Raw genomic sequence first — 25,191 nt, forward strand, 5'->3', positions numbered from 1 at the left:
GTTTACTGAACGTTAATCGTGATTTTCTGTGAAATCACGGGCGTATCATGGGGAATGTGCAAGTAATCTGCTAGCAACAGCTGAAGTGTGTGCTTACCTTTTGGCAGCGTCAGCATGGTTTCAGTTTGCCCGCCGCCAAAGTGCTTAACATTGTCATTCGCAGGCAAAGGCAATGAAAAATCCACCAAGGAGTCCACATCAATCAGCAAGTGGTGGTGACCCGAATTAGGTTGATTATCCCCTGCGGGCGCAATATCCATTCCTTTTAAACCAAACACCACTTTGAAGGTTTCTGGAACGGTTTCACCGTCTTTCGGTTGGATGAAAAACACTTCAGCATCTGCCGCTGACGGGGTGGCAGCAAGTAACGATGAAGGCAAAAACAAGGCGGTCACAAGCCATAGTGAAGAGATCAGTGCGTGTTTCATAGTGTTCCCTTAACAATCTGTTTTACTGTTATCAGCATGACTGATGTTCGAGCGGCAGAAGTGTCAGGAAATGGGACTTTGATAAAAAAATGCCGCCCTATCATAGGGCGGCATGGTGAATCATTATTCATCTGTCAGTTGACGCGATGTCTTCGGCATGAAGACGCAACATTCCATCGTTCGCGTAAAACGTTAGCATTGAGACGTTTTCCATGTGCGATAACCGCCAAGTAGGTTTTTCACTTTAAACCCGTTATTCGCCAATTGGCGATACGCCACGTTACCGCGCAAGCCCACCTGACAAGCCACAATGATTTCTTTGTCTTTCGGCAGTTCATTCATACGCCCGCGAAGTTGATCAACGGGGATATTCATAGCGCCGGGGAATGTACCCACTGATTCCAGCTCCCCTGGATTGCGCACATCCAGCAATATTTGGTCGTCAGTTAAGTTCGCCAACTGATCATAATGAATGCCATTAACATCGCCTTTCATCACATTGGTTGCCACAAACGCCGCCTGATTAATCACATCTTTCGCGCTGCCATAAGGGGGCGCATACGTCAGCTCTACATGTTGTAGCTGTTCAATGGTCATACCCGCGCGCTGTGCAACCGCCAAGATATCAATGCGTTTATCAACACCGTCTTTACCGATCGCTTGCGCACCAAGAATTTTGCCCGATTCTGGCGAGAACAAAAGCTTCAGTGAGACCACTTCCGCACCAGGGTAATAGCTAGCATGACTGGCCGTGTGCACGTAGACCTTCTCATACGCGATTTCATCGCGCTTGAGTTGCTTCTCGTTTTTCCCCGTCGACGCCACCGCCAAATCGAACACTTTACAAATCGCCGTGCCCTGCGTGCCTTGATAGGTTTCTTGTGCACCTAACATGTTATCTGCCGCCATACGACCTTGACGGTTGGCTGGCCCAGCTAATGGCACCACGGTTTGCTGGCCCGTAACGAAATCTTTTTCTTCAATGGCATCACCAACCGCGTAGATTGAGGGATCACTGGTTTGCATCTGCTCATTGACCCAAATACCACCCAATTCGCCGATGGTCAGGCCTGCGGCGCGTGCCAGTGTGATTTCTGGGCGAACGCCAATCGCCATGATCAATAACTCGGTATTCAAGCGCTCACCGTTACTCAATTGCAGTGTGAGTGCGCCACGTTCTGCGTCATCGGCTGCTGCCTGAAACTCTGCCGATTGCAACGCAACCCCCAAACGTAAATCAATACCTTTGGCGCGAATTTCTTGATGAACAAATCCAGCCATTTCTTTGTCTACTGGCGTCATGACCTGATCAGCCATTTCAACCAATGCAGTTTCAATGCCTAATTGATGAAACGCTTCCATCATCTCCAAACCAATAAAGCCACCACCAATCACTGTCGCATGCTTAGGCTGGTTATGTTTGATAGAAGCAAGGATTTTGTCCATATCTGGAATATTGCGAAGGGAGAAGGTCAGCGGGTTGTCAATGCCTGGAATAGGCGGGACAACAGGGCTCGCGCCAGGGCTAAGAAGCAAAAAGTCATAGTTTTCGCTGTACTCTGTGCCGTCTAGTACGTTTCTGACCGTCACGGTTTTCGCGTCGCGTTGAATACTGACGACTTCGCTCATGACGCGAACATCAACATTGAATCGAGAGAGAAAGCTTTCAGGCGTTTGTAGCAGCAATTTCGCACGATCTTTAATGTCACCACCAATGTGATAAGGCAAGCCACAGTTGGCAAACGACACAAAGGGGCCACGCTCAAACATGATGATCTCGGCCGTTTCACTCAATCGACGGGCGCGTGCTGCTGCAGATGCTCCCCCTGCAACACCACCAATGATAAGGATCTTAGGCATAACTCACTCCTGTGTTTCTCTGCGTTCAAGTGCACCTTCATAGCAAAAATGATGCACAAAAAAATTGCTCACTCGTTGGCGTGATGCCCTTTAGATGAGCCAATGACGAACACTTTATATTAGATTTAACTCATACACAATAAGCTACATTAGCATTGACTTAAATAAAGATACCCGTATTATTCATGTCATTGTTGTTGCACATGCGTTTAATGATTGAAAGAAAACGTAAGAGGAGTCGGTATGTTGTTTCAAATCCCTTGGGATGCGTCGATGTTGAAAGCATTGCTTGGTGGAATGCTGTTGGGTGTTTCAGGATTGGTCTTATTAGCCTTCAATGGTCGCATAGCAGGCATTAGCGGTATTTTAGGCGGGCTTCTCAAGCCACGTAAATCTGAGTTTTCATGGCGCTTATTGTTTATCAGCGGCATGGTTATCGCTGGCTTAATCGCGCCCAAAATGGGTTTTGCGTACCCGGATTTTGCAACTCTTTCACCCGCTATTTCGCCAATTATGGCGATTATTGCAGGTTTATTGGTCGGCATCGGGACTCGCCTTGCGAATGGTTGCACCAGTGGTCATGGCATTTGCGGCATGGGCCGCTTGTCTAAACGGTCTATCGTCGCCACGCTGATCTTTATGGGCGCGGCATTTGTGACTGTGTTTATCCGTCTTCACGCTTAGGAGGTTTCCATGTTGTTTCGCGCTATCGCATTACTGGCGGGTGTATTGTTTGGCTTAGGCATGATGATTTCTGGCATGGTTAACCCCGCCAATGTGATCGGTTTTCTCGACATTTTCGGCCAATGGAACCCAAGCTTGGCATTTGTCATGGGCGGTGCACTGCTTGTGTTTACGCCGGGCTACTTCTTTCTTATTCGCAAGCAAGCGAAGCCAATGTTGAGTGAGACATTTTGCGTCAGTGAAAACCCATCCATCGATCAGCGACTGATCACAGGTTCTGCGCTGTTTGGCATTGGCTGGGGCTTGGCGGGGATCTGCCCAGGGCCAGCAGTGACTGCGTTGGGTTCAGGTTCTGGCACCGTGGCGCTGTTTTTCCTCAGCATGATTGTCGGGATGTACCTCGTTAATACGATCACTGAGAAGAGAGCATCATTCACCACAAGCCCACAGGGCTAAATGACATTCCCGTAAAGTAAAGAAAAGCGGATTAGCCGCTTTTCTTTTTCTTCTTTCCACTTCTCTTCCTTTCTTTTCCTTCCACTTCCCTTCCCTTCCCTTATAAAGGTAAACACAAAAAAACGTTAGAACACGCTAAAAAGCAATATGCATACTGCTGTAGTAAAATTATCTTTAAATAATATAAACCAGCCCAGATCTGTCTAATTATCATTAAAATTAATATAAGCACAATTTCAGCCTGTCTATATATATTTCAATACTGCATACCTATAAAGACAATCAACATCAATAACTCAAAAACATAACAACTTGAAAGCTAAACATCGGTTTCAATTGATTAATTTTATGTGACAAAAATCAAAATATTAAAATATTAAATTCTGTCTCATTGAGTCTCAGAAATTAAAAGCAAACTTTTATGCATATAGTAAAACGGGACAAGCATCACACGAAACAAACAAGAATATTCAACAAAACATCTATCAAAACAAGCGAGCGAAAATTTGCCTGTCTTAAAAAAAATTCAAATGATCACCTGTGAGATAGAAACGAACAAGGTAGGCAGTAGATAAAAATGGATTTCAGATATATCTTATTCGCCAGCATGAACTTACATATTCTTTAAGGGATACACCGCAAAGAGTTGTTATGCAAGATCATGCTTTCTCTCAGTGAAATCACCTTTTAAAATGGAGTTTATCCCATGTCATTTTCTCAAATCGCGAAGCGCTTTATTAACGACGAACGCGGCGTAACTGCTGTTGAATATGCAATTCTTGGTGTTGCCATTTCAGCAATTATCTTGGCCGCTGTAGCAAATGATTCAACGCTTGGCACGGCTATCAGTGACGCAATGACCCAGATTGCTGCCAACATTGGTACTGCCAACACTGGTGGTTAATTCTCTCTAACGGGCTAACTCGTTGAGTGTTTTAGAACTGCTTTTAATCTCTGGCTCAATAGCAGGGATGGCGACTGATATCTATCATAGAAAGATAAGTAACAGACTATGTTTAAGCATTTTTCTGCTCTGTCTCCTGTTGGCATTTTTCGATGAAAAAATACAACTGCATGTATATCAATCACTATCTGTTGTCGTTATTGGGCTAGTGTTATTTTCCGTTGGGATTCTAGGTGCAGGTGATACCAAGTTACTCGCCGCATATGCACTTATTATTGACCAGGGCTATTTCTCGTTAACATTGCTCATGATTGGCCTTCTCGGCGGTTTTACTGCGATCATTATTTTTCTTATGCAATTAATATCAAAAAACACAACCAAGAAAGGCGTGCCTTATGGTGTCCCTATCGTAATTTCGAGTTTGTTTAGTCTTTATTTAAGTAAGTTGAATTAAACCATGAGCCAACGTGTATTCTTTATCATTGCTTTGCTGTCCATAAGTGTGGGCATTTTAGGCCTAAGCGGATTTTTCCAAAGCAAACACACCACTGCCTCCGGAATTTCGAATATTTCCTATCAAGTTGCTCAACTAAAATCACCCATAAAACGTGGTGATACTCTCTCTCGCGACAACATAAGATATTTTAAGTTGAAGGAAGATGACGCCCTAAAAAATGGGATTGTTGGCGATATTATAATTACTCATGTTCCTGGCATGGTTGCCAAGCGTGATATCGCGGAAACTGCGTATGTTTCTGCCAGCGATTTCATCTTACCCAACGATCCTAATTATCTGGATGCAGTCATCAAAGAGGGCATGTCTCCTTATGCGCTGACCATCAATCGAAAAGACTTTATCGGCTCGGGTATTTCAGTGGGTGACATCGTCGATGTACTCATTTTGACCTCAGATGAACAGAATATCAGTGAAACCTCTCGGTCAGATTACATTAAATCTTTTCGTTCTCTTTCTGTGTCTCCCCTTCTTCGTAACATACGTGTATTAGCCATTGAAGAAGAAGACGTAGAAATCTTGTCGCTCACCATTGAGCTCAATCGCGAACACATCGCCAAAATGGTGATCGCTCGTCGAATTGGCATTGTTGAAATTATCAAGTCGTCCAGCAATGCGTTTTATAGCAATGGCTCTATGAACGCTGATACCCATGATGTACTTCCAAATTTCAAATCCGTTACTGAAATTCGTGGCCAAAACAAGGCCTTTAACTAGAGAGCAAGAACATGCTGCGCCATTACTTATCTGTCATTTTTTCTGTTGGCTTGCTCCTCGGTGGCACCTCTTCAGCTTTTGCTGCTGGAATTTTAAACCTAGGCACGGGAGACGCGCGATCTTTGTCCTTTGACTCAGTGATCGGAACCGTCTTTATTTCCGACCCAGAAGTCGCCGACTACCAAGTCATCGACAACAACCGTCTTGTGGTTTTTGGCCGTAAAATAGGCACAACCTCACTGATTGTATTTGGCGAAAACAGTCAAACACTTTCCAAAAAGAAAATTGTCGTCAATCAAAGTCTCACTAAAATTGAGCAGATCTTGGCAATTCAATATCCCAACGTAGAGGTTTCCGTACTCAACCTCGGTGAGCAGGTCGTACTCTCTGGGTTTGTGCCCACACAAAAGGAAAAAAACGAGATCTATTCAATTGTCGGGGAGTTACTAAAAAAGAAATACGCCGAGAGACGCACTGAATGGAAAACGTCGCTACAAGAAAAATTTGATATCGATTTTATGGCTCGACGCACCTACGAAGGCTTGGTGAACAATTTAGAAGTCGCGGTGACAAAGCAGGTCAATGTCAAGCTCACGATTGCCGAGGTGAACAGCTCCTTGATCAATGAGCTCGGCATTAAGTGGGGCACGATTTTAACCGACGGTTTTGGCGGCAATGGCCAATTCTTCCGCGGCATTTCTGGCTTTAATGGCAGCGCCACTAACATTGCCGCTTATATCTCAGCCATTAATGACGACAACGTCGGACAAGTGCTTTCAGAGCCAAATATTTCGGTGATTTCTGGCGAGACAGCCAGTTTCCTTGTGGGTGGTGAAATCCCAATCACTTATCGTATCGATGATGGCTATCGCGTTGAATATAAAGAGTTCGGCATCGGGCTTGATCTCGCTGCTGAAGTATTGCGCGATGACAAAATCAAGCTCGCGATAATGCCGCAAGTGAGCTCTGTCGATGGGCAATTTGGTGACACGCTTTTGGATATTCCGTCATTCAAAGTCCGTCGCGCTCGCACCACATTAGAATTAGGTGATGGCGACAGTTTTGTGCTGGCTGGCTTGCTCAGCAGTGAAGACGAAGAAGCCTTATCGAAGATCCCTTTTATTGGTGATGTGCCGATCCTTGGAGCACTGTTTCGCCATACCTCAACCAAACGCCGCAAAACAGAATTGGTGATTGTCGCTACTGTGTCATTGGTGGAGCCAATTTCATCAGCCAACGTCAAAATACCCAGTATGCAGCGAACTTCTGCGCTCTCTCGTTTCTTTGGCGTAGGCATCAAAAGCTCACCTGAAGTGGCCCAATGGCAAGAAGAAATCCTCTCAACTGGAGGCTTTAAGAAATGAGAATGAACAAGCATAAAATCCTACTCGCTGTTGCACTGTCACTTTCCGTCACCTTATCCGGGTGCTCCAAAGGCCCAACGATCATGGGCAGTGACCTTTTAGTCACCCCTGTGACCTACGAATATTCAGTGACGATAAAGAAAGATGCCTTGAAAACCGCTCAGAGCGAAGTGTCTGCGTACTTGGATCAAAACGAATATGCGCTACTGGTGCATGGCGCCACGATTTCGTGGAGTGGCATCCACGGAAAAAAAATGGCGAATAACGCTTATCAGTGGCTGATCAAGCGCGGCATCTCACCAAACAAACTGTTGCTTTCTCAAGCCAAAGGCACGGGTAAAAATACATCAACAAAACAAAACGCCATTACCCTGTCCACCACCATTCATCAGGTACAAACGCCTGACTGCAGTTACAACATCATTAGTCAATATCACCGTAATAACGATGGCTGTTCCTCAGAGGCAATGCGCTGGGAATCCATGGTATATCCAGAAAACAAACTTGCTGGGCAAGGGCGTCTATCTATCTTCACACCAGACACCCTGTAGAGGAGGTTATCTATGTTAGATTTTGGCGATCTCCTAAAAAAGGAATCGAAAGACAGCGAACCTGCGATCGGTAGTCAGCGGGGCGTGAAATCGCTTCAGTTTTTTCGCACTGAAGACGTGAGATCTTTGGTAGAAGAAACCTTCCGCTTCGACGGTCACCTTGTCCCTGTTTCTTATCCTTACAAGTTCAAAGACATTCCCACGTTAGTTGAAGAAAATAATAGCCAACTGGTGGTGATTGATTTGGTTGGCTGCCCGGATACGCTCAAAGAGTGTAAGCAGTTGTCAGCACGATTACCCGCTTATCTTTCCGTGATCATACTGGGCGACGTGGATGCTATTTCAGTGATCAGGGAATTGAAATCACTGGGGTTTTACTACCTGTATTGGCCTGTCGATAAAATTGAACTGGCCGAGTTCGTGGATGCGGTAGTCACCCGACATATTGAAGCCAACTCGCTCCACGGACGTCGCCGTGCCAAGCGTATCGGTGTGATTGGTCTGCGGGGCGGTGTGGGCGCGACACTGCTCACCGCTGAACTGAGCTGGATTTTATCTAACGACAAACAAACATCTTGTCTGGTGGTTGATCACAACTATCTTTCCAGCAATCTCGATATTTTTCTTGGCATCAAAAACCGCGAAAAAAGGCGGCTGAATGATACAGAAACCGGCGGTGAAATAGACCCAACATCAGCCAAGAACCTTGTCACGCGTGTGAGTAATCGACTTGATTATCTTGCCCTTGGGCTTAGTGATGAGCGATCGGCTGATCTGGATGAGATGACCGAATTGGTGATCGATTATCTTGCCCCTGACACTAACTTTATCCTCGATGATTATTCCGCCTCTGTGGGGTTTGATATCCAACCGAAAGTCCTGCTCAAAACGTTAGATGTCGCCGTGCTTGTCATGGAACCCACCATTTCTTGCCTGCGAGAAACCGCCGCGATGCTCAGCAAAATGAAGAAGCTATTTGAAGAGCCCGACTACAAGCGCACGGTACGTATCATTTTGGTATTGAATAACCACCGTGCCTCCCGCTTTAACAGCGTGACGCAAGCCGAGGTCGAGAAATATCTCGATGTGCCCGTCGACATCGTGCTTCCTTATGAGATCACCGTAGAAGAAGCTCTCTTAAATGGCACGTATCTCAGCAGTGGAAAATCGAAAATTGGCACCCAGATAAAGAACCTGTGTTCGCGGATTATCGGTGAAGAAATCGCCCCTAAACGCAAGCTTTTCTCCTTTGCCCGTTCCAGTAGCGAGTAATCATTTATGCTAAGTCCCAAGGAGCTTTATCGCTCGTTTCGCGAACGTATTTTTGATGCTATTGACGCGGAAGCGATTACAACGCTGTCGAAAGAAGAACTGCAAAGTCAGCTGATACAAGCGATCAATCTGCTGACTGAGCAAGACAACGTGCCGATGCCGACATCACTTCGCAATGACTATGTGAAGATGATGTATGACGAACTTCGTGGGCTCGGGCCCATTCAATCTCTGATCGAAGATGACTCTATTTCTGACATCATGATCAATGGCCCTCAAGCGGTGTTCATTGAACGCAACGGCTTGGTTGAAAAGTCGTCTATTACCTTTATTGATAACGACCAACTTCTTACCATCGCTAAGCGCATTGCTGCCAAGGTGGGGCGTCGTGTTGATGAATCTGTCCCACTGTGTGATGCGCGTCTTTTGGACGGAAGCCGTGTCAATATCGTCTTGCCACCTATTGCCATTGATGGCGCGTCGATTTCCATTCGTAAATTCAAAAAACAAAGCATCGGCTTTGGCGACCTGATTGAATTTGGTGCCATGAGCCCGGAGGTCGCCAAGCTCATGGTGATCGCCTCGCGCTGTCGGCTTAACATTGTGATTTCTGGTGGTACAGGTTCAGGTAAAACCACCATGATGAACGCCCTCTCTCAGTACATATCTGAAAGGGAGCGCATTGTCACCATTGAGGATGCGGCAGAACTGCGATTGCAACAGCCTCACATTGTGCGCCTAGAAACGCGCACAGCAGGCATCGAAGGCACGGGCGAGGTCAATCAACGTAATTTGGTGATAAATGCACTGCGTATGCGCCCTGACCGCATCATTATTGGTGAGTGTCGTGGTTCTGAGGCTTTTGAAATGCTTCAGGCCATGAACACCGGCCACGATGGCTCTATGACGACTTTGCACGCCAACAACCCGCGAGATGCCATTTCTCGTATTGAAAGCATGGTCATGATGGCGACAGCATCGCTGCCTCTCGAAGCCATACGCCGCACCGTAGTGAGTGCTGTCGATCTCATCATTCAAATCAGCCGATTGCATGACGGCAGCCGGAAAGTGATGAGCATCAGTGAGGTGATTGGCATGGAAGGCCAAAACGTGGTGATGGAGGAAATCTTCCGCTTCGAACAAAAAGGGCTATCGGACAAAGGCAAAGTACTCGGTGATTTCGTGACTTCCGGGTTGATGGAGCGATCTGCACTGTATGAAAAAGCGCGCTATTTTGGGCTTGAGAAAGAATTAAACGGCATTTTCAGTGGGGTAACCGCATGATTGCTAATTTGATTTATTGCCTGTTCGTTGCTGTAGGTTTGTATATTTTTCACAAGCAAACCCGCCTAAAGGCACGCAGGGAAAGCATGTTACGCGATAATAACCCGCTTCCTGTCACCAAGTTTTTAGAAAACCGCGCTGTAGACATGGAAGCGCTAACGCAAACCACCTTGCCTCAAAGAATGCGCAGATATGCTGAGAATACCATTGCTGGCATTGGTGATTTTGCCGCACTAAAGATCGTGGCGTTTTACATCATCACGGTGTTTTCTGGGCTTTATATGCTGTCGACATTGTTCAAAGTCAGCACGCTTACTGGTCTTATCATCATCTTGCCACTCTCAACCTTTTTGGGGATCCGCTATTTAGATACGCGCGCTCAAAAGGCGTTTGAAAATCATTTCCCTGATGCGCTCAACATGATTGCCAGCTCGGTTTCTGCTGGTGAGAGCTTGCTTCATGCCATTCAATTTGTCGGGCAGTCGCTCGACAACATTGTCGGCAAAGAATTTAAGATCATGGGTGAACGACTGAACATGGGTGAGTCCACCGATACCGTTTTTCGCAAAGCGTGTTCGCGTTTTCCCACCCCTGCGTTTCAGTTTTTTGTTATTGCTATGCGCGTCAACGTTAATCGTGGTGGGCAAATGCGCCACGTGATCACGCGATTAAATCGAGTGCTGTTTGATGCAAGAAGCATTGACATGAAAAAACGCGCGATGACAGCAGAGGCGAGGATGTCTGCTTATATCGTGTGTGCCATTCCTTTCTTTTTTCTATTTGGCATCATGCGATTTCTCAGCCCCGAAAACTACGACTTTGTTATGAACAACCCTGACGGCCGACCTTTGCTTTATTACACATTGATTAGTCAAGCAATCGGCATGTCAATTATCACCGCGCTAATGCGGAGCGTTAAGTAATGAGCGGTTTGTCTTTAGTCTTATTTGCCCTATTTGTGGCTTTTGGCAGCGCGTCGCTCCTGACGATTGGATATATCTACTTTCGCCGCCATCGCTCCATCAAAGGCGCTTTGTCAGCCTCATCCAACAAACCTTCGGCGATGGCAGAGATCTCACGGATCGCGTCCGGCTTTTTCTCGGCCACAAACACCGAAATATCTGAAAAATTTATCGGTGCGGGTTTCTACAATACGCGCTTTGCCCCGTATTACTTTTTGGTGAAATACACCATTGGCGCAGTGGGTGTGTTCATCATTTTGTTTTCGGGTGATAAACCGCTGTTAGAAGACTACCAGAGCAAGATCATGTGGCTGAGTCTCCTCATTGTATTGGTGATCATTGCGCCAGACATGTATCTAGAGATGCGCCGCCGAGCGTTAGCCGGGAAGATCACCCGTCAACTTCCCTATCTGCTCGATATCATGGGTGTGTGCGTGCAAACCGGTATGACCGTTGAAACCACGTTGTTTTACCTCACCTCTGAAATGGCGGCTTTTGACCGCGATCTTGCGTATGTACTCAAACGCCTGCGAGACAGAGCGCAAACCGTGGGTTTGGACAAAGCCTTACTAGAACTTCACGACCGCGTTCCTGCCCCTGAAATGCATAGCTTCGTGATGACACTCACGCAAAGCATGAAACACGGCACATCCATCTATGAGGTGCTTTCTACATTGGCGAGAGATATTCGTGAAATTCAGCTGCTTTCCCTTGAGGAAAAAGCAGGAAAGCTTTCATCGAAGATGTCTGTCCCACTCATTTTGTTCATCGTGATGCCTATCGTGATTCTTATCACGGCACCAGGAATTATGAGGATGCTCGGATAATGAAAACACTCCTTTTGCTTGCCACAACCTTACTGGTTGTCGGCTGCACCACTCACTCACAGAGCGATTACGCGCGCCAAAATGGCGAGAAGCTTCTCATGGACTCTGGAAGCTATTCCGCGCTGGTGACACGCTATCAAGCCGAGTTACAAACGGACGCAGATCCCGAAACACGTCAGAAACTCGCCAATGTGCATTATTTGATGGGTGACTCAGAAGCCGCTATGTTTCAGCTGTCACAAATTCCACCACACGAACAAAACACGCCCGAACTGGCCTTGCTTCGCGCCAATGTATTTTTCGACCAGGGCAAAATGTCAACGGCGGAGCAATTCGCTAATGCCGCACTTCGTATGGATGACGAATTGGGCGAGGCATACAACCTAAAAGGACTGATTTTGGCCGACAAAGGTCAAATTGCTGAAGCTAAATCGGTTTTTGAAGCGGCGAGACGATTTAATTTTGATGATGCGACAGTCAAGAACAATCTGGCGATGATTGCCTTACTTCAAGGGGATTTTGATGAAGCTATTGATATCTTGATGCCCTTAGTACAAAGCGGACGTGCCGACGATACCGCAAAGGCCAATTTGGTGATGGCGTTTGCCAAAGCGGGACGCACGCGAGCATTTAGCCAAATGCTAACGGGTAGCGAAAACGATATGTACCTGGCGGAGAAGTTCCAGAGCTTGCATGGCGCTCAGATCCATCATTCTCAGGTATCGCCGACGGTCACATTACCAAAGGTGCCCAAATCAACGGCTGAACTCACGGCTGATACGGCAACACGATCGTCTAAAATCCAGTCATCTTCTCAAATCAAGCCGTCTTCTCAAATCAAGCCGTCTTCTGATACCAAGCTAGCGTCGAAAGCTAAACAATCGTCATCAAAAGAGCGCTCAGCTTTAGCAAACAAAGCGCAATCTACGACAGGAAAAATGGCGTCGCTTTCTTCTTCAGCCAAGCCGGTTCTGGTCGCGCAACCAGACGCGATGTTGGCAAAAACGGCTGTCACTGACGAAAACATCACGGAGACAGCATCACAGGTTGCCCCCCCAACGACTCACAATACCCTCTCAGGTGACCACATAGCCAAAACGACGAACAGCACCTCTGCTAAAGCGCATGTTAGTGATCCGATCGCCTTAGCGCGCGAACGCGTTAAAGCCGCAAAGGAAAAAGCCGCAGCAAAGCATGCCGCCCAAGCAGCGGAAAAGGTGGCCGCAGCGGAAAAAGCCAAAGAAATTAAGCTGGCCAACGCTAAAAAGAAAAAAACAGCCCGTCAGAAGCGCTCTCGAAAACTCATCACTGCCGTGCAATACCAACCTGTCACGACCAACGGCAGTGCTAATGCACAATATGTCGCCACTGCGGATTTTGAATTGGGCAAAGTGCGCACCATGTTTCTTGAGGATCGCAACAAATGGGTGTTCGACGTGCGTGGCGCGAAGGATTTCACCACCAAGAGAAAACAATACTTAGAACAAGGCCCCGCCAAAATAATCGAACTAGGCGAGCACAAAAATTACGTACGCATCGTGCTCACATTGCGTGATAACGCCAAAGGAAAGCCCATTGTGCTTATTGACGGCAAAACACTAACTATTCGCTGGGAGGCATAACGAAAGCTATGCGTTTATTCTCCTCGACACCAAACAAGGCGCAGTGCAATAGAAGACTGTCGCGACGAAAATCCCGTTCAAATAAGCAAAAAGGTATTGTCAGTATTGAGTTTTCGATCTGCGCTACCATGCTTTTTTACGTCATGCTTGCTTGGGCAGAAATGTGTGTCATGGGCTTTATTTCTTCGGTCGTTGATTACTCAATATCAGAGTCGTCACGTGCAGCCAGAACCTCGGCCAACACGGATTATGAAAAACTATTTCGCGAAGCATTGCTCAATAGCGATCAACTGTGGGTGAAGATAGTTGACCCCAACAAATTTGATGTGTCAGTACGTTATTTCACCTCGTTTAATCAAGCCAGTAATCCCGCATTTAATGGTGGAAACAGCAGAGAAAATAATCCGATCGCGCTGTATCGCATCAGTTATGAATACAAACCCATTTTTGCATTATTTTTTGATGATGAGTCCGTGACACTGTCGCGGGAAGTGTTCGGTCTACAAGAGTTTGAGCGTGATGCATTCAGTCAGTAAACAACGTGGTGTTTTTGTCATCGAACTTACGATGATCTTACTCGCATTTAGTCTAATCATTGTGTTCACCATGGACGTTGTCGTGAAACAAACCGTGAAAGGTAAGCTCGATCGTCTTTCCTATTCCTTGGTGAGCCTATTACGCGAACGTTCACAGCTGTTTGATGGCAAGGAAACCATGACTTATGACGAGGCGGCTCAATCATTTTCACTGATACAACGCTCGCTCAGCAACACAATGGGTAACTTTGACATTTCACGGCTGGGTATGGTGATCGAGCAGCAACGGTTTGATGCAAATAAAAATCCCATTGCTGCCGTTGTGAACCAACACATTTTCAATCTGGGCGCTTATGAATGTGAGCCTGAAGAAGCGCTCAGTCGAAAAATCGATCTTTCCCCTGTCACTCAGTTTGATAACAAGCTGGCGCTTTACCAGGTCACGCTCTGTTATCGCACTGACAATTGGTACGGCAATTTGGCTGGCGAAACATTTGAACGTGTTCGCTCTATCTCTCTTTCTTTCGGTCGATAGGACATCACCATGCAGGTTTCTTTGCCCTCTCAACAACGTGGTATCGCCGCCATTATCTTCGTCCTTATCTACCCACTTCTTTTTGGTGTTTTCGTGCTGGCGGTCGAATCGACACGTTACCTACAAACACACGCCAGAATCGGAGATGGTGTGGAAGTGGCGTCACTCGCCGTCGCCGCAAATGCAACCTTCAACACCACGACTAATCAGACATTAGCGAAAGGCATCGTCGACACTTATGCCCCAGATGGCGAAATTACCCTATCAGACATTAATATCGTCCGGAAAAGTTGCGATGAGATTTACGGCAATAACTGCGGAAAGCCTGGGGTATATGACAAAGAGGGATTGGTATTCACCGAGTACAAAGTCACACTCAACTCAGAATTTGAATCCTGGTATCCAGAAGATGACTATGCCCTAGGGTATGAAGAAACCTTGATTTTAGACGGCTCAGCTGTCGCACGAAAATACCAGGGGTTTACTATTGATGTCGCCTTTGTCGCGGATTTTTCTGGTTCCATGTTGAACAGCTGGAACAATGACATCAAATACTTAGGCGTGATTCAGGTGATCTCAGACATCACTAAAAAACTTGAAGCGTTTAATGAGTCAACAGAACTTGAGCTCAATGGCCAACGCATCCTCAACCGCGTTTCCTTTATTGGTTACAATGTTTATCCCCATGATGGAAGCCGCTATTACAGCAATGTGGACTATTACGGGAACTATTCGAGCCTAAGTTGGGAGTGGTGGAAAAACATTCCCAACATCAATTTCAATGCGACAGTATCCGACCCACTCAATAACAATCGTACCAGTATCACCGGCCGAGACGCCCGGGATTATTCCGAGTTCAGAACACTCGATCTCACTGAAGACTTCCCGAGTTTTCGTTCAACCATTTCGCGTTTCTATCCTTCTCACGGCACGGCGTCTTATGAAGGAATCATTGAAGCAGGGAAGATTGTTACCCGCGGTAAGAACGTGAGAAAACTCATCATTGTGCTGTCTGACGGTGAGGATTCTATTGACGAGAATAATCCAGCAGATAACCGCTACCCCGGTTACGCTGCCCTTCAACTCTACAACCGTGGCCTTTGCGACAATATTATTAGCTCATTGGAGAGCAAGAGTATTGGCGGTCGACAAGTAGAAGCAAAGATTTTTGTCATCGGATTTGGCTATGACATTGATAAGAACCCAGGGCTAAAAATCTGTGCCGGCGAAGAGAATATCCAGTCTGCAAGCTCTTACCAAGACATTTATGACACGGTACTAGAGCTTATCAGTGAAGAAGTCGGGCACCTCTATTTCCGTCACTACGATCAATAACGCTCATTTCGGCTAATTTAGAAAAAGAACATTACGAGAATAATTATGAAACCAGCGCTTTCTCTGACAGCTTTGCTTTTTACCGCGAGTCTTTTGCCCATGCAAAGTGTAGCGGCAACGCTTCCTGCCACGGTTTTTGAAGACATTTGCGTCGACAAAAATACCGAGGTCGCCTTTCGTGTCAAGCTTGAACCCTCCACAGAAGTTTTGTTTCATCGCGCACAATATCTGCAGTTAGAACGATCTGTGGATAGCCACCCTGCAACCCCTTTGTTCATTGAAGCAATGGTCAACGCTGGCTTAAACAAACAATGTGCGGAGTTTTTAGTGCGTGAAACCCCAAGTGTTGCAGTGAAGCACAACCAGTTAATTGCCATGGTGCATTTTGGTTTTGATAAGTCTTCCCTCACGCCAACGGGTAAGAAAATTCTGGCGGGCATCGTGGACACCATCAAGCGCGCTGACACGCCACTGTCTATTGAAGGTCACACTGACAGTGTTGGCAGCCATGCTTACAACTTGAAGCTCGGCTTACAACGTGCAGAGTCGGTCAAAGGTCAGTTGGTTAACGCGTTAGGTGCAAACACAGCAGGAAAAAACACGCCAATTAAGACCCTGACGCGAGGCGAAACCGCACCTGTGACGAGTAATAAAACTGCCGCAGGCAAAGCCCAAAACCGCCGTGTGGAAGTACGTACTTTGGTGTTACCTGAAGACACGACGAGCAATTAACATAATCCTAGACGACACTAATACAAGGGTCACACAGGAGGCGATGGCGATGATCAAATGCGAAGAATATGACTATGTAGAAATCGTCTGTCTGTTTCATTACCCGATCAAGCTTGGATTGAAATCCGGCGAGGTGATAGAAGGTATCGCACAAGACACAGCACGTAACGGCGACAAACAAGAATGTATCGCCATCAACATGAATGGCCACTCGGTGCTTGTCGAGTTAGATCGAGTGCTGACCTTGGATGTCCTTGTCGACAATCCACATTTTAAGCACATCACTTTTTCGCAATAGGTTTTCGCAATAGGTCTACGCCAATCGTATTTCACTGATCGCGGTTTGCCCAACAGCAGGTTGGGCGATACCTTTTCTTCGGCGAAATAGAAATTTCATTTCCAATTTGATTTCGAAACATTACACTTGCCATAGATGGAATCTAACTGGGTAGACTATGGCAACGGCAACGCACCTCGCTGAATTACAACAGCAAATCCGACAGCGCTATCACGACTTGAGCAAGCGATTACAACAAGTCGCCCACTATGTGCTCGACAACCCAAACAGCATCGCTTTTGATACCGTCGCCGTCATTGCGACTCACGCCAATGTACCGCCTTCTACGCTTATCCGCTTTGCTAATGCGTTTGATTTCAGTGGCTTTAATGAAATGAAACAGCTTTTTCGCAAGAACTTGGTGGAAGAAACCAGCAGTTACACCGAACGCGCCAAGTTGCTGAAAGACAGCCAACCGAATGGGTCTTTAGATACCCCAATCGACATTCTTCAACAGTTCACTCACGCCAATACGGTCGCCTTGCAAGAACTGACCAATACGGTGAGCGCAGAGCAACTGAATGCCGCGGTGGATTTACTGGAAAACGCAGATACCATTTACGTGGTCGCCATGCGGCGCGCATTCAGCATTGCCTCTTACCTGACCTATGCTTTGCGCCATTTGGAACGTCGCGTTGTATTGGTGGATGGATTTGGCTGCATGGCGTCTGAGCAGTTAGCACTGGTGAATGAAAAAGATGTCGTCATTGGGGCGAGCTTCTCACCCTACTCGCCAGAAACCGTCGAACTTTGCGCACGTGGCGCTGCAGCAAAGGCGAAACAGATCGTGTTTACTGACAGCCAAGTCAGCCCATTGGCGGCAAACAGTGATGTGTGTTTTGTGATTAAAGAAGCGGAGGTGGAGTCCTTTCGATCACAAACAGCGACTTTGTGTTTGGCGCAATCGCTCGCCGTTTCACTCGCGTTTCGATTGAGTAGGCAGTTGTAAACGTACAACTCAGATAAGGCTTAAAATGCCATCAACAGAAAGCTTGATACCTGATAGAAACAGAAAGAGATAACACAATTGATAGATTCGCTTTTGGCTGACGCGATGAAGCAACCACACGCCCATCGCCACACCCAATGGAGCAAGAGGGATTAAGACCAGCGCTGTCAGCAAGTTGGTTTGGTCAAACTCGCCAATGGCGGCATAAGGAATAATTTTCACCACGTTCAACATGGCAAAGAACACCGCCATGGTCGCTACTAGCGTCACTTTTTCGAGTTTCAGCGGTAACAGGTAAATACTCGCGGGCCCGCCGCCTGCATGTACCGTGGTGCTCGAAAATCCACTAATACCGCCCCAAATTGATCCCGACAGTCTCCCTCTTCGTTTTTTCGCGACTTTCATGACGCCCAGTTCAGACAGCACATAGTGCCCGCAGAACCACAGGGACAAGACGCCGATGGTGAGTTTCAAGCCCGCCTGTGGCACGGAATTGATGTAGAAACCAGCGAGCGCAATGCCAACCAATGCGCCCGGTAACATGCGTTTTATGACACTGTAATCCGCATTTTTGTAGTGGTATCGCACCGCAAAAAAATCCATGACCAATAAGATCGGCAGCAAGATAGCGGCTGCCTGCGTCGGAGCAACCGCAAAGGCCATCAAAGGCACAGCAATGATCCCCAATGCACCGCCCAGCCCACCTTTGCCAATGCCATAGATCAGCACCGCTGGCGCGGCTAACAGATAGAAGTAAGGGTCGGTGATCACAGGCAACAGTGCATTCTCTTGTATTGGCTTTGTTTGATCATAGCCAGTTCACTACGTTCGTTGGCAGGAATGTCGTTCCTCATTTGATATAGCCAGCCATAAAAAGCCCGCGCTGATGGCGGGCTGATTTTGATTGAGAAATGACAACGAAGAAAGTTTGTTCATTAACTTAGCAATCGAGCGCGATGCCATATTCTTCGCCTGCATCTTGAAGCCACAATGCCACGTAATCCGCAAAGCTTCGCCTTACGATAAGGTTATAGCTGTTCTCATTTCGGTGTCTTATGAACACCTGCGCTTTGGCGAACGTCGTTCCCACACACTTCCCAATCGGGAAATGACGCGGGTCAACGTCATAGGGCATGGATTTTTTCAGCACATCGATAGCATGCGATCCCGTCAGCGTAAGCAAGGTTTGTCCGCCAGATACATCGACGACCTGAAAATGCCCGCTCAATACAGCACGTAACGACGATTCGGTTTGTTGTGCGGTTTGTTTGAAACTCAACAACAACCATTCATCGGGCGATAGCCACCACACTTCATGGTTATCTGATACGGATGATGTACACGCCGATGTCGGCAGCGAGAGCCCAAGTACTTGTTCAACATTCGCCGCGAATTCTGCTGTGGGTTCACCACGAAGGATCAACTGACTCACCCCGTCGTATTCATGAAGATGAACACCCGGTGCGGTGGGATGGGTTTTGCCCAAATGATTCAGCGGCAAAGCATTTTTCACCACAAAGCTCTCTGACAATGGCGACACATCTGCGTCTTTGACTGTTAGCGGCTTTTCATTTTTGATGTCGTAAAACACCGAGCTACAAATCTGCGCTTCCAACACCGTGCCATCCGCTAAGGGGAAATGCACATGATCCCCCATACGATTTAGGCCATTTTTGATCAGCGCCAGCGCGATAGAGCCGCCCAAAACCTCACTGTAATAGGAAGACGTTACATGCCCAACCATGGTCATCGGAATGGGCTGATTTGGGTTATCAACCGCTTGCGCCCCTTCTGGGATAACTTTGCTAGGTTCGGTACACTTCAACCCCACCAGCTGTTTTCTGTCGGTTCGCGATGTGTCTTCTCGCGCCCATGAACGACGACCAATAAAGCTGTAGGTTTTCTGCTTTCCGGTAATCCAGCCCATATTAAGATCTTGCGGTGTGACGGAACCATCGCTGTCTTGCCCGACGATAATAAAGCCTTTTTCAGCGCGCAGAATGTGCATGGTTTCCGTGCCATAAGGGGTAATGTCATACGGCTCACCCGCTTTCATTACTTGCTCCCAGACGTACATACCCGCATTGGCATTCACATTGATTTCAAACGACAGTTCACCCGTGAAACTGATTCGGAATACACGCGCTTCCACCCCAGCGACCTTCATCGGTTTCCAGCTCATAAAGGGCATGGTTTCTTCGGAGATATCTTCATCGCCCACTAACTGCTTAAGCACATTGCGGCAGTTCGGGCCTGAGATGGTCATGGTGGCCCAATGATCGGTCACGCTAGTGAAATACACCTCCAACTCAGGCCATTCGGTTTGGTGCCACATTTCCAACCAGCGCAATACGCCTGCTGCGCCGCCCGAGGTGGTTGTCATTAAGAAGTGATCGTCGCTAATACAAGAAGTGACACCATCATCAAACACCATGCCATCTTCATGGCACATCAGGCCATAGCGGCAACGTCCTGGGGCCAGCTTGTCCCAGCCGTTGGTGTAAATGCGATTGAGAAACTCGCGAACGTCTTTGCCTTGAATATCAATTTTACCCAAGGTGGACGCGTCTAAAATCCCGACACTTTCACGAGTCGCACGGCACTCTCTTCCCAGTGCCTGCGCCATGGTTTCATCCCCTTTCGGGTAATACCAAGGGCGCTTCCACTGTCCGACATTTTCAAATTTCGCGCCCTTCTCAACATGCCATGCATGCATGGCGGTGTAACGCACAGGATCAAACATGGCTCCGACATCACGTCCCGCCAAGGCACCGAAGGTGACAGGGGTATACATAGGGCGGAAAATTGTCGTGCCCGTTTCAGGTATGGTTTTACCCATGGCATTGGCGGCGATAGCCATGCCATTGATGTTGCCTGTTTTACCTTGATCCGTCCCAAAGCCCATCGCAGTGTAACGTTTGATGTGTTCAATCGACTCATAGCCTTCACGCACAGCAAGCTCAATGCCTGCCGCGGTCACGTCATTTTGAAAATCTACAAACTGTTTTGGCGCGCGGCTGACCGGCAAACGGTGCGGCGCCAGATAAAGTGCCATGCCCAAATCTGTTGCCACTACGCCCACCAATGGCATGATTGGCGTTTCGAGTGAAACATTCAGTGCTTCAGCCACTCGTAGCGCGGCCTCGGCACCATCTTTCATCACGTCTGCCAGTGCACTTTGGCCGACCACAGCGCCGGCATAGTCCATGCCCTTGACACTGTTTGAAGGCACAAAGGCGGCAATATCTTCATTCCACACAGGGCGTCCACCCGTGTGACAGCTCAAGTGTAACGCCGGACTCCAGCCTCCACTGCTTGCCACCACATCACAGGCAATCACTTGCGTGGTTCCCGTAACACTGCTGCCTGTTTTATCGATAGGCACAACTTCAGCGCCCGTCACTTCATGTCCGCCTTTCAGGTTCATCACGGCATGGCCTTGGAGCACAGTGATCCCCAATGCTTTGGCTTGTTGAACACGTTCACCGTCAGAAAATGGTCGCGTATCGACAATGGCGGCGACGGTTCGACCGCTTTCATGCCAATCTATCGCCGTGTCATAGGCTTCATCATTGGTGGTCATCAAAACCAGGGTGTCGCCCGGTGCCACGCCATAACGGCGCAGGTAAATTGACACCGCGGACGCCAACATGCTGCCGGGTAAATCGTTATTGCCGAAGACCAACGGGCGTTCAATCGCACCCGTCGCCAATAACACACGTTCAGCGCGAATATGATGAAGGCGTTGTCGAACGCCATGCACTACCTCGCCAAGGTGATCCGTTCTCCGCTCGACCACCCCAACGAAGTTATGGTCGTAGTAACCAAATGCGGTGCTGCGATGCAGTAAGGTGCAATCAGGATCTTTTGTCAGTTTGGCAAGGGTATCAGCAACCCACTGGTCCGCAGGTTTGCCATCGATTTGCTCACGGCAATGCAACAGACTGCCGCCCATTTCGGCTTGCTCATCGACCAATATGACGCGAAGCCCTTGCCCGATCAGTGCGCTCGCCGCCATTAAGCCCGCTGCGCCCGCGCCGACAATCAACACCTCACAGTGATGATGCATTTTGTCGTATTTGTCAGGGTCGCAAGCACCGGGAACTTCGCCTAGCCCTGCCGCATTCCGAATATGTTTTTCATACGTCGGCCACAGCGACTCGGGATACATGAAGGTTTTATAGTAAAAGCCTGCGGGCATCATGGCGCCACCAATTTTACCCACCATCCCCATCACGTCTTTTTCAAGGCTTGGCCAAGCGTTTACCACACGGGCATTCAAGCCGTCATACAATTCTGTCTGTGTTGCCCTTTGGTTAGGCAAAGCAGTCGATGGCAACGAACCCAACTGTAAGATCGCGTTCGGCTCTTCCGCCCCAGCACCAACAATGCCGCGAGGGCGGTGATATTTGAAACTGCGCCCCACCACTTTGACGCCATTGGCGATCAACGCCGACGCCAAGGTGTCACCTTTGTGCCCTTGATAGACGGTTCCATTAAAGGTGAACGTCAGCGACGAATTACGGTCAACCCTTCCGCCTTCAGGCAAGCGATTAATCTGACTCATGCCCCCGCCTCCCCGTTTGCACTCGGTGCAGATTCGCCCGCTTTGTACACCGCCTCAATGTCATAGGTGACGGTGTTGCGCTGCACGTTGAAAAATTTGCGACAGCCTGCCGCGTGAAACCACATTTCACGGTGACTGCCTTTGATGTTCTTGCGGTGAAACAGATAATGCCCCCATTCTTTATCGCTCAGGGCATCGGGGTCTTGCGGGCGAACGATGTGCGCCTCACCGCCGTAGGTAAATTCGTCTTCTTCTCTGTGTTCTTCACAGTAAGGGCAGTAAATACGTAGCATGTCAGTTCCTTTTCCATCACTGCGTGTAGTTAGTGCGCAACACCCGCTGCACCGTGCTCATCAATCAAATAACCCGACACAAAACGGTCAATATTGAACGGGGCTGCTAGGGGGTGAGGGTTGTCATTAACAAGGGTATGGGCGAACACATGACCGGAACCAGGTGTGGCTTTGAAGCCGCCCGTTCCCCAACCGCAGTTAAAATACAGCCCTTGGATGTCTGTTTTGCTGATGATCGGGCATGCGTCGGGACAGGTGTCGACAATGCCGCCCCAATGGCGGTTCATTCTCACACGACTCAAGAAAGGGAACATTTCGATAATGGCGGCAATGGTGTGCTCAATCACAGGGAACGAGCCGCGCTGACCAAAGCCATTGTAAGCGTCAATACCTGCACCAATCACCAAATCGCCTTTGTCAGATTGGCTGATATAACCATGCACTTGATTGGACATAATCACGGTATCAATACACGGTTTAAGTGGCTCAGATACCATGGCCTGCAAAGGATGCGATTCAATCGGCAAGGTCATCCCGGCCATGCGTGCCAGTTCGCCGGAGTTCCCCGCCACGACACAGCCCACTTTTTCAGCGCCGATAAACCCTTTTGAGGTTTCTACGCCTTTGATTTTACCGTCTTCAATACGCAAACCCGTCACCTCGGTTTGCTGAATCAAATCCACCCCTAATTGATCTGCTGCACGCGCAAAACCCCAAGCCACCGCATCATGCCTTGCCACGCCGCCTCGCGGTTGCCAACTTGCACCCATGATGGGATAACGGGTATTTTCGGAGCAATCGAGCAACGGCACTAAGTCTTGAACCGCTTGCGTATTCAGCACTTCGCAATCAATCCCATTTAAGCGATTGGCACTCACACGACGCTCAATATCTCGCATGTCTTGCAAAGTATGGCCAAGGTTAAGCACGCCGCGTTGGCTGAACATCAAATTGAAATTCAATTCTTGCGACAACCCTTCCCAAAGTTTGAGGGAATGCTCATAAAGCTGCGCCGCTTCATCCCACAAATAATTCGAGCGAACAATGGTGGTGTTTCGCGCAGTATTGCCGCCACCTAGCCAGCCTTTTTCGATCACGGCCACGTTCTTCACGCCACACTCTTTCGCAAGGTAATACGCGGTTGCTAAGCCATGTCCACCACCACCAACGATAATGACATCGTAATAAGGTTTAGGTGTGGGGTTGCGCCAAACACGCTGCCAGTTTTCATGGAAGGTAAGTGCATGTTTAAACAATCCGAATCCTGAGTAGTCTGTCATTCCCTTGTCCTGAGTCGCGGATGAATCCAATCCCCCTGATGAAAACGGAGGCGGGTTGCACCAAAAGTGTAGTCATTTCATCGCTGTCGGGCGGGAAACCGCCACGCTATCTCATTCATGGTAAAGACGCTCAGCAAGGGCAGAGTGCGAAATTGCGCCTGCAGGCAATGCGTTTGCGACAAGGCGTAAATCACTTTTTCGCAAACTACGTGAGTACACTTCTCGGGTTAGCACTATGCTATGTTGTAAAGGCCATCTAGTTGGTCGCTCCAATCCCGCTGTCGCGGACCGATATTGAATCAAGTACGCGCACACAACCATGAGTCAACAATGACAAAACCCAAAACCAGCCCTGCTGCTTCAATGGTGCAAGGCGATCAGACACTCCCCCCTCATTCTCTTCATCACTACATGGATGATGAGAACGACGTAACATGCTTTTCTACCTTGCCAACAGAAACGCCTGTCGCGATCAGCTATAACGGTGTGAGCCACGCTGTGATGATGGTGACCCCGCAAGACATCGAAGATTTTATTTATGGGTTTTCCTACAGTGAACGCATTATTCGTGACAGTAGCGAGATCCACGAGATCACGGTGGAAACAGAAAAAGATGCCTTGCTCGCGCAGGTCACCTTAGCGAATCGGGCCCACGCGCGAATGTCGCTCACTAAGCGTCACCTAGCGGGAAGAACAGGGTGTGGCATCTGTGGTGCGGAATCGTTGGAACATGCCATACCCAACTTGGATGCGCTGAGTCATGCAGAGCCTTTGCACAATGACAAGATCCTTAAGCTGCGCGACACATTGCGCCAATGGCAGTCGCTCGGCCATATCAGCGGGGCGATACATGCTGCTTTGCTGGTTAGTGCGGAGGGGGATATTTTGCTTTGTCGCGAAGACATAGGACGTCATAACGCACTTGATAAAGTGCTAGGGGCGGCATTACGCGGCAAAGTACTAAACGCGTCTCATACACTTCTCGTCACAAGTCGATGCAGCGTCGAGTTGGTGCAAAAAGCCGTATTGGCGGGCGTTGGTACATTGATTACGCTAGGCACACCTACCTCACTGGCTGTGAATACTGCCATCCAAACCAACCTCAACTTAATACACCTTCCCCGAAAAGACGCCCCTCGCTTCTACAATCGTGCAGGTAACCGATAGGCATTGATGGACGTC

25 protein-coding genes are annotated in these 25,191 nt (G+C 48.1%); 19 read left to right on the forward strand and 6 right to left on the reverse strand.

Annotation, left to right across the window (positions count from 1 at the left end):
• Positions 1–2: 2 nt before the first annotated feature.
• Together AB8599_RS17710 and AB8599_RS17715 are read right to left on the reverse strand one after the other, a co-directional pair.
• Positions 3–428: a DUF4399 domain-containing protein gene (locus AB8599_RS17710; protein ID WP_407334220.1), complete on the reverse strand. Its 426-nt coding sequence runs from the start codon at positions 426–428 to the stop codon at positions 3–5.
• Between the two features lie 192 nt (positions 429–620).
• Positions 621–2,288 carry an FAD-dependent oxidoreductase gene (locus AB8599_RS17715; RefSeq protein ID WP_407334221.1) on the reverse strand — a complete coding sequence of 556 codons (1,668 nt, stop codon included), beginning with the start codon at positions 2,286–2,288 and terminating at the stop codon, positions 621–623.
• A gap of 243 nt (positions 2,289–2,531) precedes the next feature.
• On the opposite strand from AB8599_RS17715, the gene AB8599_RS17720 reads away from it, so the two are divergent.
• The 18 genes from AB8599_RS17720 (at position 2,532) to AB8599_RS17805 (ending at position 17,869) form a co-directional block, all read left to right on the forward strand.
• Entirely contained in the window at positions 2,532–2,972 is a 441-nt protein-coding gene (locus tag AB8599_RS17720; RefSeq protein ID WP_407334222.1) for a YeeE/YedE family protein, read from the forward strand.
• Positions 2,973–2,981: 9 nt separating this feature from the next.
• Positions 2,982–3,428: a DUF6691 family protein gene (locus AB8599_RS17725; protein WP_407334223.1), complete on the forward strand. Its 447-nt coding sequence runs from the start codon at positions 2,982–2,984 to the stop codon at positions 3,426–3,428.
• A gap of 706 nt (positions 3,429–4,134) precedes the next feature.
• Positions 4,135–4,332, forward strand: a complete 198-nt coding sequence (locus AB8599_RS17730; RefSeq protein ID WP_407334224.1) for a Flp family type IVb pilin — start codon at positions 4,135–4,137, stop codon at positions 4,330–4,332.
• Positions 4,333–4,354: 22 nt separating this feature from the next.
• Positions 4,355–4,786, forward strand: coding sequence for a prepilin peptidase (locus AB8599_RS17735; RefSeq protein ID WP_407334225.1), 432 nt, complete (start codon positions 4,355–4,357; stop codon positions 4,784–4,786).
• 3 nt (positions 4,787–4,789) lie between these two features.
• Positions 4,790–5,563 (forward strand): Flp pilus assembly protein CpaB, encoded by a 774-nt coding sequence (cpaB, locus tag AB8599_RS17740; protein WP_407334226.1) that lies wholly within the window; start codon positions 4,790–4,792, stop codon positions 5,561–5,563.
• Positions 5,564–5,574: 11 nt separating this feature from the next.
• Positions 5,575–6,927 (forward strand): type II and III secretion system protein family protein, encoded by a 1,353-nt coding sequence (locus AB8599_RS17745; protein WP_407334227.1) that lies wholly within the window; start codon positions 5,575–5,577, stop codon positions 6,925–6,927.
• Between the two features lie 2 nt (positions 6,928–6,929).
• Entirely contained in the window at positions 6,930–7,478 is a 549-nt protein-coding gene (locus tag AB8599_RS17750) for a hypothetical protein (RefSeq protein ID WP_407334228.1), read from the forward strand.
• A 12-nt stretch (positions 7,479–7,490) separates the two neighbouring features.
• Complete coding sequence (locus AB8599_RS17755; RefSeq protein ID WP_407334229.1) at positions 7,491–8,750, forward strand: CpaE family protein; 1,260 nt, start codon at positions 7,491–7,493, stop codon at positions 8,748–8,750.
• Positions 8,751–8,756: 6 nt separating this feature from the next.
• The gene (locus tag AB8599_RS17760) at positions 8,757–10,034 is read left to right on the forward strand and encodes a CpaF family protein (RefSeq protein ID WP_407334230.1); all 1,278 of its coding nucleotides are present in this window, start codon (positions 8,757–8,759) and stop codon (positions 10,032–10,034) included.
• Positions 10,031–10,957 carry a type II secretion system F family protein gene (locus AB8599_RS17765; protein WP_407334231.1) on the forward strand — a complete coding sequence of 309 codons (927 nt, stop codon included), beginning with the start codon at positions 10,031–10,033 and terminating at the stop codon, positions 10,955–10,957. The genes AB8599_RS17760 and AB8599_RS17765 overlap by 4 nt, the downstream gene beginning before the upstream one ends.
• Complete coding sequence (locus AB8599_RS17770; RefSeq protein WP_407334232.1) at positions 10,957–11,823, forward strand: type II secretion system F family protein; 867 nt, start codon at positions 10,957–10,959, stop codon at positions 11,821–11,823. The genes AB8599_RS17765 and AB8599_RS17770 overlap by 1 nt, the downstream gene beginning before the upstream one ends.
• A complete protein-coding gene (locus AB8599_RS17775) occupies positions 11,823–13,445 on the forward strand; it encodes a hypothetical protein (protein ID WP_407334233.1) in 1,623 nt (540 codons plus the stop codon). The genes AB8599_RS17770 and AB8599_RS17775 overlap by 1 nt, the downstream gene beginning before the upstream one ends.
• 128 nt (positions 13,446–13,573) lie before the next feature.
• Entirely contained in the window at positions 13,574–13,981 is a 408-nt protein-coding gene (locus AB8599_RS17780; protein ID WP_407334234.1) for a pilus assembly protein, read from the forward strand.
• Positions 13,965–14,516 (forward strand): tight adherence pilus pseudopilin TadF, encoded by a 552-nt coding sequence (tadF, locus tag AB8599_RS17785; protein ID WP_407334425.1) that lies wholly within the window; start codon positions 13,965–13,967, stop codon positions 14,514–14,516. Before AB8599_RS17780 ends, tadF begins: the two co-directional genes overlap by 17 nt.
• A gap of 9 nt (positions 14,517–14,525) precedes the next feature.
• Complete coding sequence (locus AB8599_RS17790; protein ID WP_407334235.1) at positions 14,526–15,851, forward strand: pilus assembly protein TadG; 1,326 nt, start codon at positions 14,526–14,528, stop codon at positions 15,849–15,851.
• A 45-nt stretch (positions 15,852–15,896) separates the two neighbouring features.
• Positions 15,897–16,583, forward strand: a complete 687-nt coding sequence (locus AB8599_RS17795; protein WP_407334236.1) for an OmpA family protein — start codon at positions 15,897–15,899, stop codon at positions 16,581–16,583.
• Between the two features lie 49 nt (positions 16,584–16,632).
• Positions 16,633–16,881 carry a Rho-binding antiterminator gene (locus AB8599_RS17800; RefSeq protein WP_407334426.1) on the forward strand — a complete coding sequence of 83 codons (249 nt, stop codon included), beginning with the start codon at positions 16,633–16,635 and terminating at the stop codon, positions 16,879–16,881.
• A gap of 157 nt (positions 16,882–17,038) precedes the next feature.
• Positions 17,039–17,869: a MurR/RpiR family transcriptional regulator gene (locus AB8599_RS17805; RefSeq protein WP_407334237.1), complete on the forward strand. Its 831-nt coding sequence runs from the start codon at positions 17,039–17,041 to the stop codon at positions 17,867–17,869.
• A gap of 9 nt (positions 17,870–17,878) precedes the next feature.
• On the opposite strand, the gene AB8599_RS17810 is transcribed toward AB8599_RS17805, so the two are convergent.
• The 4 genes from AB8599_RS17810 to AB8599_RS17825 form a co-directional block, all read right to left on the reverse strand.
• The gene (locus tag AB8599_RS17810; protein WP_407334238.1) at positions 17,879–18,646 is read right to left on the reverse strand and encodes a sulfite exporter TauE/SafE family protein; all 768 of its coding nucleotides are present in this window, start codon (positions 18,644–18,646) and stop codon (positions 17,879–17,881) included.
• A 163-nt stretch (positions 18,647–18,809) separates the two neighbouring features.
• Entirely contained in the window at positions 18,810–22,436 is a 3,627-nt protein-coding gene (locus tag AB8599_RS17815) for a sarcosine oxidase subunit alpha family protein (protein WP_407334239.1), read from the reverse strand.
• Positions 22,433–22,729, reverse strand: a complete 297-nt coding sequence (locus tag AB8599_RS17820; RefSeq protein ID WP_407334240.1) for a sarcosine oxidase subunit delta — start codon at positions 22,727–22,729, stop codon at positions 22,433–22,435. Before AB8599_RS17820 ends, AB8599_RS17815 begins: the two co-directional genes overlap by 4 nt.
• Positions 22,730–22,758: 29 nt before the next feature.
• Positions 22,759–24,009: a sarcosine oxidase subunit beta family protein gene (locus AB8599_RS17825; protein ID WP_407334241.1), complete on the reverse strand. Its 1,251-nt coding sequence runs from the start codon at positions 24,007–24,009 to the stop codon at positions 22,759–22,761.
• Positions 24,010–24,339: 330 nt separating this feature from the next.
• Here AB8599_RS17825 and fdhD point away from each other — a divergent pair, with 330 nt between their 5' ends.
• Positions 24,340–25,176 (forward strand): formate dehydrogenase accessory sulfurtransferase FdhD, encoded by an 837-nt coding sequence (gene fdhD, locus AB8599_RS17830; protein WP_407334242.1) that lies wholly within the window; start codon positions 24,340–24,342, stop codon positions 25,174–25,176.
• The last annotated feature ends 15 nt before the right edge of the window (positions 25,177–25,191 follow it).

Origin of the sequence: Enterovibrio litoreus (genome assembly GCF_045679545.1) — a bacterium.
GTDB lineage: Bacteria > Pseudomonadota > Gammaproteobacteria > Enterobacterales > Vibrionaceae > Enterovibrio.

What these genes read in the sequence shown, in the direction of transcription:
- AB8599_RS17805 (WP_407334237.1), top strand. Translation starts at nt 17,039, where the DNA reads ATGGCAACGGCAACGCACCTCGCTGAATTACAACAGCAAATCCGACAG.
- AB8599_RS17800 (WP_407334426.1), top strand. Translation starts at nt 16,633, where the DNA reads ATGATCAAATGCGAAGAATATGACTATGTAGAAATCGTCTGTCTGTTT.
- AB8599_RS17795 (WP_407334236.1), top strand. Translation starts at nt 15,897, where the DNA reads ATGAAACCAGCGCTTTCTCTGACAGCTTTGCTTTTTACCGCGAGTCTT.
- AB8599_RS17745 (WP_407334227.1), top strand. Translation starts at nt 5,575, where the DNA reads ATGCTGCGCCATTACTTATCTGTCATTTTTTCTGTTGGCTTGCTCCTC.
- AB8599_RS17720 (WP_407334222.1), top strand. Translation starts at nt 2,532, where the DNA reads ATGTTGTTTCAAATCCCTTGGGATGCGTCGATGTTGAAAGCATTGCTT.
- AB8599_RS17710 (WP_407334220.1), bottom strand. Translation starts at nt 428, where the DNA reads ATGAAACACGCACTGATCTCTTCACTATGGCTTGTGACCGCCTTGTTT.
- fdhD (WP_407334242.1), top strand. Translation starts at nt 24,340, where the DNA reads ATGACAAAACCCAAAACCAGCCCTGCTGCTTCAATGGTGCAAGGCGAT.
- AB8599_RS17750 (WP_407334228.1), top strand. Translation starts at nt 6,930, where the DNA reads ATGAACAAGCATAAAATCCTACTCGCTGTTGCACTGTCACTTTCCGTC.
- AB8599_RS17760 (WP_407334230.1), top strand. Translation starts at nt 8,757, where the DNA reads ATGCTAAGTCCCAAGGAGCTTTATCGCTCGTTTCGCGAACGTATTTTT.
- AB8599_RS17790 (WP_407334235.1), top strand. Translation starts at nt 14,526, where the DNA reads ATGCAGGTTTCTTTGCCCTCTCAACAACGTGGTATCGCCGCCATTATC.
- AB8599_RS17755 (WP_407334229.1), top strand. Translation starts at nt 7,491, where the DNA reads ATGTTAGATTTTGGCGATCTCCTAAAAAAGGAATCGAAAGACAGCGAA.
- AB8599_RS17765 (WP_407334231.1), top strand. Translation starts at nt 10,031, where the DNA reads ATGATTGCTAATTTGATTTATTGCCTGTTCGTTGCTGTAGGTTTGTAT.
- AB8599_RS17730 (WP_407334224.1), top strand. Translation starts at nt 4,135, where the DNA reads ATGTCATTTTCTCAAATCGCGAAGCGCTTTATTAACGACGAACGCGGC.
- AB8599_RS17725 (WP_407334223.1), top strand. Translation starts at nt 2,982, where the DNA reads ATGTTGTTTCGCGCTATCGCATTACTGGCGGGTGTATTGTTTGGCTTA.
- cpaB (WP_407334226.1), top strand. Translation starts at nt 4,790, where the DNA reads ATGAGCCAACGTGTATTCTTTATCATTGCTTTGCTGTCCATAAGTGTG.
- AB8599_RS17780 (WP_407334234.1), top strand. Translation starts at nt 13,574, where the DNA reads ATGCTTTTTTACGTCATGCTTGCTTGGGCAGAAATGTGTGTCATGGGC.
- AB8599_RS17715 (WP_407334221.1), bottom strand. Translation starts at nt 2,288, where the DNA reads ATGCCTAAGATCCTTATCATTGGTGGTGTTGCAGGGGGAGCATCTGCA.
- AB8599_RS17815 (WP_407334239.1), bottom strand. Translation starts at nt 22,436, where the DNA reads ATGAGTCAGATTAATCGCTTGCCTGAAGGCGGAAGGGTTGACCGTAAT.
- AB8599_RS17775 (WP_407334233.1), top strand. Translation starts at nt 11,823, where the DNA reads ATGAAAACACTCCTTTTGCTTGCCACAACCTTACTGGTTGTCGGCTGC.
- AB8599_RS17820 (WP_407334240.1), bottom strand. Translation starts at nt 22,729, where the DNA reads ATGCTACGTATTTACTGCCCTTACTGTGAAGAACACAGAGAAGAAGAC.
- tadF (WP_407334425.1), top strand. Translation starts at nt 13,965, where the DNA reads ATGCATTCAGTCAGTAAACAACGTGGTGTTTTTGTCATCGAACTTACG.
- AB8599_RS17770 (WP_407334232.1), top strand. Translation starts at nt 10,957, where the DNA reads ATGAGCGGTTTGTCTTTAGTCTTATTTGCCCTATTTGTGGCTTTTGGC.
- AB8599_RS17825 (WP_407334241.1), bottom strand. Translation starts at nt 24,009, where the DNA reads ATGACAGACTACTCAGGATTCGGATTGTTTAAACATGCACTTACCTTC.